General features: G+C 54.9%; 10 protein-coding genes and 1 pseudogene. 3 read left to right on the forward strand and 8 right to left on the reverse strand.

The window, feature by feature from the left end; translation table 11 throughout:
- Nucleotides 1–473: 473 nt before the first annotated feature.
- The 7 genes from JE47_RS0111765 to JE47_RS0111795 form a co-directional block, all read right to left on the reverse strand.
- Entirely contained in the window at nucleotides 474–3,632 is a 3,159-nt protein-coding gene (locus tag JE47_RS0111765; protein ID WP_031459947.1) for a DEAD/DEAH box helicase family protein, read from the reverse strand.
- Between the two features lie 2 nt (nucleotides 3,633–3,634).
- Nucleotides 3,635–3,973 carry a HepT-like ribonuclease domain-containing protein gene (locus JE47_RS0111770; protein ID WP_031459948.1) on the reverse strand — a complete coding sequence of 113 codons (339 nt, stop codon included), beginning with the start codon at nucleotides 3,971–3,973 and terminating at the stop codon, nucleotides 3,635–3,637.
- The gene (locus JE47_RS0111775; RefSeq protein ID WP_031459949.1) at nucleotides 3,960–4,265 is read right to left on the reverse strand and encodes a nucleotidyltransferase family protein; all 306 of its coding nucleotides are present in this window, start codon (nucleotides 4,263–4,265) and stop codon (nucleotides 3,960–3,962) included. The genes JE47_RS0111770 and JE47_RS0111775 overlap by 14 nt, the downstream gene beginning before the upstream one ends.
- Nucleotide 4,266: 1 nt before the next feature.
- Entirely contained in the window at nucleotides 4,267–7,446 is a 3,180-nt protein-coding gene (locus tag JE47_RS0111780) for a site-specific DNA-methyltransferase (protein ID WP_031459950.1), read from the reverse strand.
- Nucleotides 7,439–7,780, reverse strand: a complete 342-nt coding sequence (locus JE47_RS21605; RefSeq protein ID WP_152556046.1) for a hypothetical protein — start codon at nucleotides 7,778–7,780, stop codon at nucleotides 7,439–7,441. The genes JE47_RS0111780 and JE47_RS21605 overlap by 8 nt, the downstream gene beginning before the upstream one ends.
- Nucleotides 7,781–7,875: 95 nt before the next feature.
- Nucleotides 7,876–8,298, reverse strand: a complete 423-nt coding sequence (locus tag JE47_RS0111790; RefSeq protein ID WP_031459952.1) for a hypothetical protein — start codon at nucleotides 8,296–8,298, stop codon at nucleotides 7,876–7,878.
- Between the two features lie 100 nt (nucleotides 8,299–8,398).
- Nucleotides 8,399–8,893: a hypothetical protein gene (locus tag JE47_RS0111795; protein ID WP_031459953.1), complete on the reverse strand. Its 495-nt coding sequence runs from the start codon at nucleotides 8,891–8,893 to the stop codon at nucleotides 8,399–8,401.
- Between the two features lie 657 nt (nucleotides 8,894–9,550).
- Between JE47_RS0111795 and JE47_RS21610 the strand changes: the two genes are divergently transcribed.
- From JE47_RS21610 to JE47_RS0111815, 3 genes are all read left to right on the forward strand, one after another.
- Nucleotides 9,551–9,934: a hypothetical protein gene (locus JE47_RS21610; protein WP_152556047.1), complete on the forward strand. Its 384-nt coding sequence runs from the start codon at nucleotides 9,551–9,553 to the stop codon at nucleotides 9,932–9,934.
- Nucleotides 9,935–9,962: 28 nt separating this feature from the next.
- Nucleotides 9,963–10,916, forward strand: a complete 954-nt coding sequence (locus JE47_RS0111810) for a peptidylprolyl isomerase (protein ID WP_031459956.1) — start codon at nucleotides 9,963–9,965, stop codon at nucleotides 10,914–10,916.
- 386 nt (nucleotides 10,917–11,302) lie between these two features.
- Entirely contained in the window at nucleotides 11,303–13,006 is a 1,704-nt protein-coding gene (locus tag JE47_RS0111815) for a TolB family protein (protein ID WP_031459957.1), read from the forward strand.
- A gap of 237 nt (nucleotides 13,007–13,243) precedes the next feature.
- Here JE47_RS0111815 and JE47_RS0111820 read toward each other — a convergent pair.
- A pseudogene (locus JE47_RS0111820) lies at nucleotides 13,244–13,558 on the reverse strand (DNA primase); the annotation flags it as partial.

Below are 13,558 nucleotides of genomic sequence, written 5' to 3' on the forward strand. Positions count from 1 at the left end.
TGGTCAAATGACGCAGGCAAAACTTAGTTAGAACGCTTCGATGTCGTTGAAGGTAGAGCTGCCAGCCAGGGTGAATTTCAATAGCAGGAGCAGGAATATTCACAAATCTGTAGAGACAGGGCTGAGGGCTAGTAAATGAACAATCAGCCAGATCACGAATTTTTATGATCTATGGTTTCATTAACACTTCTGAAACAATTTCTCTGCCGTCATCCGATTGTGCTATGTCGCTTGTCCAAGAAGTGTACGCCCCTGACGGCGACGGGGATCCGGTATCTCCTGCAGAGAGGCGTGCAACCCGTTCCCGTTATTTTGCTCGTCTCTCATCGCTTCCACCTCCGATCCAAGTTCAGCCCCTCTTTCTACCACAATGTTGGAGAATTGATAAGCCCTACCTCCTCCGGCAGGAACTTAATTCAGTCTTCCGACGCTTCCTTCTATTGGATGCGATCCCCCTCTTCGCGGGTTACCTTCTACAGCAGAATCTTAATGTAGTCGTATTCACCATTGCGTTCCTGGAAAAGGATGTGTTTTTTGGCGAACTTCGCCCGGTTCCATTTGCCGTCGTCGTAGTACTTATGAAGCTCGTTATAAGGCGTCGCGGAGATGATGAACGCATCCAATGTAATGTCTTGGCGATGGCTACGTTGAGCAATTTCCTGCGCCAGGGCCGGCAGGCGCTCATGCAGGCGGGCTTTTTCATCATGAGTGTAGGCTCTTGCATGGAGCATTCCGTGCGGCTCGATGAAGATAATCCGCTGATTGCTTTGGCCCACTACCCACAGGATGAAATCAGGGTAAAAGCCGCGTTCTTCAAAGAAACCAATGCCATAGCCGCGGCTTTGATTGCGAAGGAGGAACACTTCTTTACCTGCCAGGGCGTTACCCTTTTCGGCATTCCAGTAGTCGCGCAGGTCGCGCACGAAGCGGGCTTCGCTTTCTTGCAATCCGGGCGGGACCAGCTGGGCTTTGTCCGGCATGGCTACCAGAAGCGGTTGATACAAATGGCGGTCGAAGTTAATGCGCGGCAGGCCGGCATTCTCCTGCTGATAAAGTCGTTCTTGTTCGGCGAGTAATTTCTGCACTGCCTCGATCAAGTGTTGGTCCGAACGCGGCACGCGGACCACATAGGCAGCTTTTGCTTCGCTTACGCCTTGCGGGCGGAAGTTCAGATTGGGATCCTCTTTGCTCAACGGACGGTAGATGATTGTCGCTTCGTCCCATTGCTCGCGACGCGTTTGATAAAACTTGTCCAGGTAACGGCACAGGAGCCGGGTTACCGCTTCCTGGAGGCGGGTGCGGTCAGCCCAGGTTTGCGGGCGGAGGACGGAATCCTCCGCGATAAGCGTGCAAGGCACTTGAGCGATAATCTGGCGCGGCGTTTCAGGCAGGATGAGCAGATTTTTCAGCCCCTTGCGCTCTTTGTAAGCCAGCAGGTCGAGATAGGCTTGCTGCCAGTCTATGAAAGCCAGACTCTCCGGCGGGATGGGACGCGCCGCTTGGGCCGACTGCACTGTGGCCGACTGCAATCCAGCTCTGCCGCTTTCCAGGGCCTGCACATGGACGGATACATCCACCTGCACTGACAGATCCGGCTCCGGCGTCAACACCAGAGTGGTTTCGGCGGCAAAGTCGCGCCCTTCCGGCGGACGCGGCACGACCAGGCCACGCTGCAAAAATTGCTCGTTGGCCCACACGAACAGGGGCAATTCGATCGGTGGTTCGACTTCCACGCCCTCACGTTCGAGATAATCGCGGAATTGCGCCATGTAATTGGCGCGCACGGCAAAGATGTTCAGCGTTTCCAGTAAGCGCAGGTGTTTGGGATGGCCGCCAGGCAGCGCGGCGCTGCGCTTGAGACTCAGGTCTTTGCCTTTCAGCCGCACACCCCGGCCGAACAGTTGAATGATTTGCGAACCTTCCTGCCGCCCAATGTTGAGCAGGCCCATGCTCGCCACGCGCCAGGAATTCCAGCCCTCCATGAATTTTTTGGCGCCAATCAGGACGTGGAGGGCCGAATCGGGACGATTGATACGCTCGAAGAGCGAGCTGCTGATGGCGTCCTGTTCCAGTGCAATTTCTGGCGCGTTCGTTTCGACCAGTTGTTTGAATGCGGTGGTGTCTCCAATGTAAATCAGGCCAAAGTAGTCCTCGGCGCCAGCGGCTTTCAGGCCCAGTTCGCCGGGACTGCTTTTGACCTCGCACAGGTGCAGGCCGCCAGAAGCGGAGGTATGGAACATGCGCCGCAGAATGTCGTCGTAGAGCGCCAACGGCGCATCGGTGAGACCAGCCTCGCGCAGGAAAGGGAAACGCCCGGCAAAGATGTCTTGTCCATCGGGAGAGACCAGGCCCGTCTTGCCTTTCAGAACGCTTTGGATGGTCTTGACCGCCCAGGAACGGTCGCTCAGCACGCGGTGCAGAAAACGCGCCACGGTCAGCACATCGCTGCGCGGCTGTTTGTTTTCGGTATAGACGGCGTTGACCGTGCTGCCGACGAACACCCACAGCGGTTTTTCCAGGTTGTAGGGGCGCAGGGCGTCGGCCTGTTCCTCGTAAAGGCGCACCTGTTCGTAGAACGAAAGCAGGTTGCCGAGCAGTAAGGTGTCTGTTTTATCGGCCTGGGTTGCTTCTTTCAGGTTGAGAATGCGGAAGTCCTTGCCGAAGCCATCGCCGTAAAAGTAGCGGTAGGAATAGTCGAAGAGGATGGCCTTGCCATATTCGGTGGTGAGGGGATCGTTGCGCGCCGCCGAAAGCGCCTGGCCAAAGGTCGCGGAGTATTCGAAGGTGAAGCCGGTGGCGCCCAGGGCGTCGCGGTACTTGCGCCAGGCCTCGCCGCCGGAACCTTTATGGCCCTCGTCCACGAAGATGAGATTGCGCCCTTCAAAGGCTTCGACGGGGACGCTTACGCCGCTGCCGCGCTTTTCTTCCACCAGCTTGGTGATTTCGATGACCAGGACCACGTCCCGGCCGCCGCTCCACAAGGTGCTGGCGTTCAGGTCGAAGCGCCGCGCCGGGATGCCGGAAGCGGCCAGTTCGGCCAGGTGCTGCTCGCTCAGGCCCTCGTTGGGCGTGATGAGCAGGATGTTGTCCAGGGACTCACGATTATAGTGCAGGAACTGGTGGTAGTTCAGATGCAGGATGAGCGTCTTGCCGCTGCCGGTGGCCATCCAGTAGGCCAGTTTGGTCAGGTCCTTCTCGGTGAATTCGGCCTCCTTCGGTTCGCCAGGCAGACGGCGGGCGTTGCGCTCCTTCACAAAGGCGTTCAGGTCGGCCAGCAGTTGCGCCCGATGGTTGAACAGACGGTCGAGGAAAATCTCGGTATAGAGCGCAGCCAGGTACTGAAAGTAGCGCAAGGTGATGCGCTCGGTGCGCCCGCGGTTGATCTTCTCGAGATGCTGGCGGATGTTCTCGTCATAACGCGCCAGGTCGGCGGCGGGGATCTTGACCTGACTGCCGCGGGCAATGAGGTGATGGTAAAGGAAACTATGCCCGTCCGCGCCAAAGCCCTCGGCTACGGTTTGGGTGTCCTCAAGCAGTTTCCTGTTGCTTTCATAGCCCAGCAGGCTGTTCAACCAGGCCAGCAGGACCAGGCGGTTTTCCAGTTTGGCGTATTGTTGAATACCATCCGGCATACTTATTCCTCGCCCAATTTCTTGGAAAGAATTCGCACAAGTGGCGGAAGGTCTTCTTGCACCGTTTTCCAGAGGATGTCCAGGTTGATATCGAAGGAGGCGTGGACCAGCCGGTGGCGCATGCCGACTATGTCCTCCCAGGGAATTTCCGGCAAGGTGCGCCACGTATCTTCCGAAATCTGATAAGCGGCTTCGCCGATGATTTCAACGTCCTTGACCAGGGCAAGCGTTAGTTTGCGGTCGCCGTCAAGATCCTTACGGCAACTGTTTCGGGCAAATTCGACGGCTTCGCGCACGGCGTCGAGCATGTGCCGCAAACGGATACGGTCATCCTTGCGCATATTGCACCTCCGCCTCATTTAGCACGTCTTGCCGGAAATAACGGCTCAGATCTTCCGGCGTGCGTAAATCAACTTTGCGGCCGCCGAAAAGCGCCGAAAGCTCGCGTTCCATGCGTGCCATTCCGAGCAGGCCGGGAATGTGGTCCGGTTCGAACGCAACCAGTATATCAATGTCGCTGGTCTCGTTGAAATCGGAACGCAAGGCGGAACCGAATACCGCCAGACGCCGGATGTGATGGCGACGGCAAAACTCGGCAATCTGGTCTTTAGGAAACACGATTTGCTTATTCATCTTACCCCTCCACGGGCGCAAACATGCGCTCTTTGAAGATCGGGTCCAACGAGCGCGCGCCGGGGATGCGCGAGTCGCCGTTGACGTAGATTTCGTCCGCGCCGGCGGTCAAGTTTTGCTGCGCGACGAAGGCCGCCTCGCGTTCGTAATCCGCCACTCCCCAGCCGGTGATGTCGCGCCAAAGGATGACGACGGTGCGGCCGTTGCGCAACCTGCCACGATAGACGAGGTAACGGCCCTCACCCCCGGCCCCTCTCCCAGAGGGAGAGGGGAGAACGCGCCGCGTTTGCACGTCCAGGCCCAGCAGATAGGCGAAGGTTTCGGGCAGGTCCACAGTGCGCTGGCGGGTTTCGCCGTCGCGGTGGAGGTGAAGTTTGTAGGAGAAGGGCGCTTGCAGTTGCTCCACGTTGAGCAGGGTTTCACTGTGGCGCGTCTCCCACTTAAGCATGTAGGAGAGCAGGTAGTCGTCGCGGAAGAGTTCCAGCGCCTGCTGGCTGCTTGCGTCATCGAAGGTGAGGTTGTTGAGCGCGTCCTCGTAGGATTCCAGGCGGATGACCTTGACGATGCGTGGGGAGCGTTCGGCTTCTTCGGGCGTTGCCATGCGCTTTGGCTTACCGTCCTTCCACTCCGGCGTGAAGGTGACCTTTTTGATGCGCGGCAGGAGCACGGTGTCGAAGTAGTCGGCCATCTCCACCAGGATGAACTTGCGCCTGCCGCCATCCTCGCGGTTCAGGGCGATGACGGCGTGGCCGGTGGTGCCGGAGCCGGCGAAGTAGTCCAGTATAAAGTCTTCATCATGAGCTCCGCATGTGCGGATCGCTTTTCCCACCGCATATACAGATTTTGGAAATGAAAAGGCCTGCGACTCGCCAAGCAAGTGTCGCAAAAGTGTTGTTCCATACGCTGTGGCATTAACTTCTTTCTCATCCCATATCGTCTTAGGAAGCACGCCTTCTTGGCCTAAACGAAACTTTAATTCGATAACAAAATCTCCGTCACGGGTTTTTCTAACTCGTAAATCATTCAAACGCTCTCTGAGAGTTTCATGACCTAATCTCCATGTATACTCTACACCTTTTGAAACAGGCCAGATGATCCTATCGTTCTCCCCGACTTTCTCGCGAACATTCCATTTCTTATGAAACGGGTCCCACTCCATTTCAGGAAGCCTAACCTTGTTGCCAGACACTATCAGAGGGTAGTGTAGGCGCGGTCGTGCAGAGCGAAAGTCATTTGCGCCGCCTGCTCTAAGGAAATTCCTCCATTGATACTTACCAGACTCATCCTCTTCCGGGTACTGAGAAAGTTGTTCACCTGTCCTGGGAATTTGGCCTACACCAGACAATTCCGATCTAGCGCTTATTATTCCATACTCATGCGCTATTGATATTCCTTTTACAGTCGATCGCCCAGATGGATTGTTTTTTATAGTCACTACCCCGATTATGTTCTCTTCCCCAAATATGCCTGTAATCAAGCCCATCAGTTTATAGAACTCAGCGTCATCAATGGTTGTGAATTGGACGCCTTCATTGCAAATCAAGATTCTACCGATGCTAAGTCTATTGTGAATAAGTGAAAGCCATGATGAATGTTTGTAGTCATTCTTGTACAAAATCTCTGATGCAGCCGTGTTATACGGCGGATCAATGTAAATACACTTCACCCGCTCCCGGTACTTCTCCTGCAACAGATTGAGCGCCTGCCAGTTTTCGCTGTGCACCAGCAGGCCGTCGGTCATCTCGTCCAGGTCATCAAAGGAAGCCAGCAGGCGGTCGGTGAAGTCCTGCGGAAAGTGGCGCGTGTCCACCACCAGGGTGGGGTGGGCTTTGAGAAAATCAATGCGGCCTTGCGTCGTCGTTAAGTTGCCCGAAAGCAGGTCTTTGGGCAACTCGTCAATGGCAAAGAGCGTTTTCCACTCGTCCCATTGCGCCTCGCAGGCGGCGATTTCCGCGTAAAACGCTTCGGGGACGGGGACATGGCCAACCGTGACCAGGTAAAAGACCTCGGTGACAAACTTCTTCTTCTCCCAGAGCATTTTCTGGAAGTCCTCGATCTGCGCCAGAAACTCGATGATGCGCAGGCCGATGCGCTTGATCAGCCGCAGGAGTTGGAACCAGCCCTCGGCCAGGTGTTCGCCGGCGGCTTCCATCTCATCGAGGTTGAGCACCTCGTTCTTCAGGTAAAAGTCCAGTTCACGGGAGAGAAAGCCCTTCAGGTCTTTGTGGATGAAAAAGTCGCTGGTGTTGCGGCGGGTGTACTGGCGCAAATGATATTCCAGGTAGGGGACGGTTTCGCCGTTGCCGGTCGTGCGCCGTTCGGCGGTGAGGGCGGCTATCGCTTCCAGGGCTTTGACACGCTTGGGAATCTCCGCTACGGCTTGGGCGAGGATGGTTTCCTGCTGGTTCTTCTGGCCATACGTGATGGCCTCCTGCGCGGTCAGCGGGCGATACTCGAAGGGGATGATGACCCTCACCCCCGACCCCTCTCCCTTGGGGAGAGGGGGGGTATCGCAGGTGATTTCATCCAGGCGCGGCAGGAAGAAGCGCTTTTCGCCCTTGACATTGTTCTGCTCCACATCCGCCTGGCGCAGTTTGAAGTGCACGGTCACGCCGTTGGGGGCTTTGTACGTGTAATCGGTGAAATACTCGCCGGTCTTGATGTAGTACTGGTCGTGGTTTGCCCAGTAGAGGTACACTTCCTCGCCGTTGTAGGGGATGGCGTAGCGTTCTTTTTTGGAGTAACGGCGCTTGGAGATAAAGTCGCCCTCTTGCCAGTAGCGGCTGAAGAAGGTGTAGAGGTGGTTGTAAACAGCGGCTTCCAGGGCCTCGCGGCTCCGCGAACCAGCGGCTTGCTGCTGCGCTGCTAGATACTCCTTGCCGGCTTTGGTGTTGCGATAGGCTTCGTCCAGATTGCCATGGGCATCCAGCGCGTCATCACCCAGGGCTTCGAGTACTTTTTTCCGCGCCGCTTCCAGGGCCTGCGCGGCTTGGGCCTGTTCGGCCAACGCCCCGCGCTCCAGTTCCTCCGTGATGGCCCGGGGCAGGTCTGTGGTGATGAAGCGCTCAATCACCGCCCGCTTGTGATTCATGATGCGGTAGATGCCGAAATCCAGGTCGGCGGAATCGAACTGGAAAAGTTCGCGCAAGAGAGATTGGAACTTGATTTGATTCTCATTCATAGGTTCCCTGAACGTTCGTATCTACTACATTCTCAGACTTTGGAGTAACTGCAATTCGCGCTTTATTTTCACCAAGAAATTCACAGTCAATCAACCCCTCTCGTTTTAGAGTGCGAATATCGCCTCTGGATATTTTAGGAGGGTTACCATTGTAACCTAAAATATCACTTATTTCACCTTCGAGGTCATGCCATACCATGAAAAACTCTCCACGCCATGTTCGTCCTAATTCAACGAATGATTTAAGAGATTCTTTTGGCTTCATTGTCAAATTATATTTTACTGTTTGTGAGGGATTGGTTACACTTTTTCGTAATCGAGCAAGTTCTTGCACTTTTTTCATCTGTCGCTAAAACGGGGCGAAGAGGGCTTTCAAATTCGCTTTGCTTTTTTCTTGAGCATAGGAGGCTAATCTATCAAAGTCTATGCCTAAAGTTGTCTTTTTAAGAATGGGTAAATCCTACTGCCCCTAAGTTCGCGCTTTTCGGCTTCCGATAAGAACGTGGGGAGCCCAGCCTGCTCTAGAGCAGCATGTGCGTACGCTGCCATTTTGTAATCGCCATCGGATTGATGATAGGCCCATTCCAATTTCCCGCTAATTACCTCGACCAAGACAGCCCTGATTTCGATGTCAGAAAGCTCGCTTTGATCAGGAAGATTATCCACGAGATCAAAGCATGCCTTGGCAGAAGCACTGAAATCTCGAACAATCTTAAACTCCCCCGTTTCTATCTCCTTAGCAGGTCGATCAAGAAATTTGGGCACATTGACTCTATACCACTGTCTGATCTTGGTATAAGCCTCACGTATTGTGATTTGTGTGGGCTTGGGATCTTTCGGATCAAGTCCCATAGTTACCTCCAACTGCTATGGGGCGGCCTAATGGCACGTACTTCAGCCGACCGCTGCGAAGCGCAGCGGTCGGCTGGAAGCGCAGGTTGGGCGGCAATACCTATCTATGAGATGTAGGTATTTGCGAGTTAGCGGCCTTCGACTTGGATACCAGACTCTCGTAAGCGCCGAGATTCACTTCCCATTGATACTGCGAGCGGACTCTCCATTGCTCAAATGCTTGTTTCTTGTGTTGCTCGAAAACATCTCGGCTACATTCGTTTACTTTCAAGAAGTGGTCCACCACCTGATCATAATCCAGTATCCCTTTGCTCGCGTGAATTCCAGCCAAACCGATATGCTTCACACGGTGACATAGACTGCACAGAGCGATAAATCCGCGCAAGGTTTGGATGTGCTTCTCTTCATCATATTCCCACAATTCGTGACATTCCAGTCGGCCTTCTGCACCACAAATGCCACACCTGTCATTCTGCTCCGCGTACACGCTCTTACGGATGTTGTCCCACTCTGCCTTGGGGATAACCTTTCGCATGTTGTTGTACCAAGAAGTGGCAGGGACCAACTCGATGGTTAACCGCAACCTTGATGTCATATCTTGTGTGCTCCACAGCGTCTATTCGGTTGCTGCCCAACGGTTAGTTTTAGCGGCAGCGGTGGGACAGGCAAGACACATTCGCCTACCAAAACCTTTGCTGGCTTGCGGCGCATCCCCGCAAGCGGTGAAGCCGCCTCGAACGGTGTTGGGCGCTCACCTTCTGGAGCAAGATACCCAGGCCCGCAAGCGCGCCTTTTGCTCGACTGGCAAGATGCTGATAATTCTGCCATGGCCCACAATCATAGCACAACGCCAGGCGCAGCGCAACCGCCAGAACATCCGCTGACCTTCACGCCTCTTTGCAGGCAAGACCATACTAGGCAGGTCGCCTTCACCTGCACCATCGCCCACCTCCAAGCCAGGGAGACGCTCAGCAGCGGACATCCTGCGCCGACCAGCCTCCCTCGCCAGCTCAGCCATTTTCACCTGCCTGCACCACACCAGGCGAACCCGTCTTCGGGTCAGCACTCCGCCAGCAGGAGCGGGCGGAGACGGCCAGGCGAGAACATCCCACACCAGGCAACCCATCCATCAGTTCACCAGAGTAACGTCCTCGCGGTTGCTGCGTTTGGCAATTTCCTGCGCGATGGCTAGAAGGAGCTCGTGCAGGCGTGCCTTTTCGTTGTGGATGTAGGCTTTTGCATGCAGCATGCTATGGGGTTCGATGAAGATAATCCGCTGATTGCTTTGGCCTACTACCCACAGGATAAAGTCGGGGAAAAAGTGGCATTCCTCAAAGAAACTGATGTCATATCCCTTGTCCCATCTGGCAAATATTGGAAGCCCGCAGGGTGCTATCCATTGCATGGGTACGCTTTGGCGATTCCGCTCGTTCTACCTATGAATGTCTCTGGCTTATTTTCATCAAAACAACCACCTCTATGGTCTAACAACGTTGCAGCATCTGAATTGCCAAACCCTTCAGGGTTGCAGTACAGGCGTGTGATACGTTTCCTGGCGGTATACAAAACGGAAGATAGCCACCTGCCGTTCAGGAATATGTGGTACGATACTCGTGTTATGGTGCGTCAGTTGTGAGCACCATGTGGTTTAGAAGGAGTTCTTTGTGAGTACGAACTGGTTGCTTCGGCATACGGTGTGGATCGGATTATTAGTCGTGATTCTGATGTTGACTGCCTGCGGTGCGCCATCAGGCCCAACCGTTGCCGGTTCACCAACGACGAACGTTCCGCCCGCGTCACCGACGCCGACCCGATCATCTTCGGCGCCGGCGGATGCGATTGCACGAGTGGGGGATGCCTTTATTTTGCGACGCGATTTTGATCGGTTTTATCTACCAAATAGTGATGTTAAGGCGATCCTCGATCAGATGATCGATGTTGAACTGGTTGTGCAGGCTGCTCTAGCCGAGGGCGCGACGATTGATGAGTCGGTCATTGATGGCCAGGTTGAGCAGTTGCGGCTGACGCAGGCTGGTGGTGATGACGCACAATTTCAAGCCTTCTTGCAAGACAATAAGATTGCTGATGTGCAAGAGTTGCGCCGTCTCTTGGGTCGTGATCAGTTGATCGAGCAGATGTTACTGAAACACACGACGGCTACACAGGTGCGCGCTCGCCATATTTTGGTTGCCGCAGCGCCTAACGAGGCTGAGAGTCGGAAGGCAGCCGCAGAAGCTATTTTAGCCGAATTACAGGGAGGAGCTGATTTTGCAGCTCTGGCGCGGGCACGTTCTGATGATCCAGGATCGGCGGCGCAAGGGGGTGATCTGGGCTGGGCGCCACGTGGAGTCTATGTAGCGCCGTTTGATGAGGCGGTCTTTAGTATGGCGCCAGGTGAGTTGCGCCTTGTGCAGACTGATTTTGGCTGGCATATCATTGAAGTTATTGAAGGGCCACAGGTACGCTCGTTTGATGATCGGGCATTTCTGGAGACGCCTGCTGGCCAAGAGGCGTTTAGTACGACGTTTCTGCCGTGGGTAGCTGAGTTGCGGAAGGCGGCTGAGGCTGCAGGTAAGATCGAGATTTTGGTTGATGTAACCACGCTTGCCCAGCAGTAAGGTTCAGTGTATTGGCGGGCGATAGCGGTTACGCCATGGCGATCCGCTTCTGTGTGCTACAGCGCTTTTCGTCGTTCTTTCTTTCCCTGCTATGGTGATGACAGAGAAGGGGAGGAGCGTGATCGCGGTTTCCCAATCTGCCTCCTTCCGCTCTCTCACAGAAAGGAAGGAGGCCGGGATGAAGCAGCACTTTCTTTGAACGGTGTGAAACTCCTTGGGTTCTCACCTCATGCCTCTCCGTGCGATGGCGGTTATGATTGGTGCGCAACTCATTGGCGGTGTGCGCACGTAGCCGCGTTTCATTCTCGCCCGATGATGCGCGGGAACCGGTTTCAGGCCGCGTTCGTCATGATAGAGACAGGTATTTTGAGCAGAGGGAGTGTCTCATGCTGCGCCATCTTTGGGTGTTGTTTCTGTCATTATTGGCTGGATGCGCAACGGCTATATCGCCTACTCCAATACCATCACCCTCTTTACCTTCCGCTTCGCCAACAGTTACCGAACCTATGGCAACTCGTGTGGTACCAACGGCGGTACCAACACCTTCACCGACAATAGTGCCAACAACTGAACCAACACTCGTTGCACAACCCAACCTCATTACTCCAGCATATCCCGCTGAGATACTGTTTTTACGTGAGAGAACGTTAGTAGCGTTTGATCCGGTTAGCGGTCGAGAGCGCACTTTGGCGTCTGAGGTGCTTGATTGGGCGGTCGATGTCAGTGGTCGGCAGATTGCCGTTGCGACCGATCAAGGTATCAGTATTGTTGATCGGGCGAGCGGTGCTGTGCGTGGGTTGATTGATGGTCGCATTGCATATAGCTTGAGCTGGACACCAGATGGCCTGGCGCTGGCGTATGCTGCTGCGTCGCAGGAACCGATCCTGCCATTCGATTGGGAAAGGTGGAGTCGCTGGTGTACTGTGGCGACTGTCTATATTTTTGATGTGCCGACAGCGACTGAGCGTGCACTCGGGCCGGGATGTGATCCCAGTTTCGCATCGGATGGCCGTCGTCTGGCTTTCGCAACGCCTCCAACAGCTCAGCCGTCGTTCTTATCTTTTGTTGGCGAGCGGAACGCTATTCGTTTGATCAATCGTGCTGGTGCGAACGAGTGGATTTTTGCTATTGCCGATGGTTCGCCCGAAACGGGTCTCGTTGTCTATGCACCGGTGTGGTCGCCCAATGCGCGAGAAGTGGCGTATCAACGTTTTTTGGGTTATCAGGCCCTCGTGGACATCAACCTGACGATGATTGCCGATAGTAGTGCAGGTGGTGGTGTACCAACGCTGGCCGGAGCTGGCTGGCATCGTCCGCCAGCTTTTTCGCCTGATGGAAAACAATTAGCGCTGGTGGAGTATAACTTTAGCGATGCGCGAGGCTTTGCCGGTTATGATGTATGGAAGCTGTACCTGATTGAACTGCTCGGAGAACGCAGTGAGGCCTTACCAGATGGGAATCTGAGGCTGCGTGGCCAATTGACGATCAGGTTGCCGCGGGTTACGGCTGCGACCTGGGCGCCTGATGGGAGTGCATTAGCAGTGATGGTACCGTCAGCGTGGAACCCGAATGCCGATCCGAATGCTCCGCTGTATACCGATATGGGAATGGGCGAAATTTGGCAGGTATCACCGTTGGGTGAACCACAGCGACGGTTGGTGACAGGCGTTGATTATGCCAGTCGCCTGGTCTGGGCGCCGGCGGGTCTGGTGACTGCTCAGGCTATCGCCGGGGCAATCATGTTTCCTACCGATTGGGAATTATTGCCGACAACTCAGGCAACCGATCTGGCAGCGACCTATCGTGGGAGGTTTCTCGGTCGGCGAAGCGTTCCTGATCCAGCCCTTCTCAGCGCTGATCGATGGGCACAAACGGTTGTCGATTGGGTAACAGTTATCGAGAGTGAAGCGCCTTATCAACTTCCTGATGGAAGTCAACTTGTAACGTTTCGTGGTCAGCGTGCTGATGGCACTGCTATTGCTGGTGTAGCGCGCCTCACCAGTGATGCGATTGTTATTAGTGTTGCGCCACAAGCTGAGTGGCCGGTGTATCGTGCACAGGGGATTGCGCTCGCAATGGCGGCCCGGTAGTAGAGATGACCTGCGGGAGGTTGGTATACAGGCGCGGCTATAACACAGGGTGCGGGCCAGCAGCCCGTGCTCCCAGGTGTGGGATGTTCGTTGGTGTTGCCTCGTTTTTGAACCGTTTGGTTATCGAATGGAACCCCGAAGCAGAGAACTCCAAAAAGCCCTATGCGTGCCTCAGAGTATGTCTGAAACAGTACGGGAATGCTCTGCCTGAGCTGTGTCCGCGCCGCCTATGAAACGTCATTGACCGAGCAAGTCACGCAGATCGGGGAAGGTGCTCGACTGACGTGGCCGAGTGATCTGTTCGACATAGGTACTGAGATCGCCTATGTGCTGTATTACGCGCTGCAGTTCCTCTTCGTCTGTCAGATCGTTCAGCCGCTCTCTGTAACGATGTATCCGCGCCATCACCTGGGCTTTGCGAAGCATGCGTGCGCATTGCTCAGCCTCATGACGATACCGCACGTCGTCGGGGCGGCGGGCGAGGATCGCCAAGAGTTTGCTAGCTTCACTGCTTAGCGGTTCACCTAGCGTCGTGATCCAAGCCTGCAAACT

Source organism: Chloroflexus sp. MS-G (assembly GCF_000735195.1).
Classification (GTDB): domain Bacteria; phylum Chloroflexota; class Chloroflexia; order Chloroflexales; family Chloroflexaceae; genus Chloroflexus.

Coding starts and splice junctions, on each gene's coding strand:
- JE47_RS0111780 (WP_031459950.1), bottom strand. CDS start 7,446: ATGAATGAGAATCAAATCAAGTTCCAATCTCTCTTGCGCGAACTTTTC.
- JE47_RS0111775 (WP_031459949.1), bottom strand. CDS start 4,265: ATGAATAAGCAAATCGTGTTTCCTAAAGACCAGATTGCCGAGTTTTGC.
- JE47_RS0111795 (WP_031459953.1), bottom strand. CDS start 8,893: ATGACATCAAGGTTGCGGTTAACCATCGAGTTGGTCCCTGCCACTTCT.
- JE47_RS0111815 (WP_031459957.1), top strand. CDS start 11,303: ATGCTGCGCCATCTTTGGGTGTTGTTTCTGTCATTATTGGCTGGATGC.
- JE47_RS0111790 (WP_031459952.1), bottom strand. CDS start 8,298: ATGGGACTTGATCCGAAAGATCCCAAGCCCACACAAATCACAATACGT.
- JE47_RS0111765 (WP_031459947.1), bottom strand. CDS start 3,632: ATGCCGGATGGTATTCAACAATACGCCAAACTGGAAAACCGCCTGGTC.
- JE47_RS0111770 (WP_031459948.1), bottom strand. CDS start 3,973: ATGCGCAAGGATGACCGTATCCGTTTGCGGCACATGCTCGACGCCGTG.
- JE47_RS21610 (WP_152556047.1), top strand. CDS start 9,551: ATGGGGTTCGATGAAGATAATCCGCTGATTGCTTTGGCCTACTACCCA.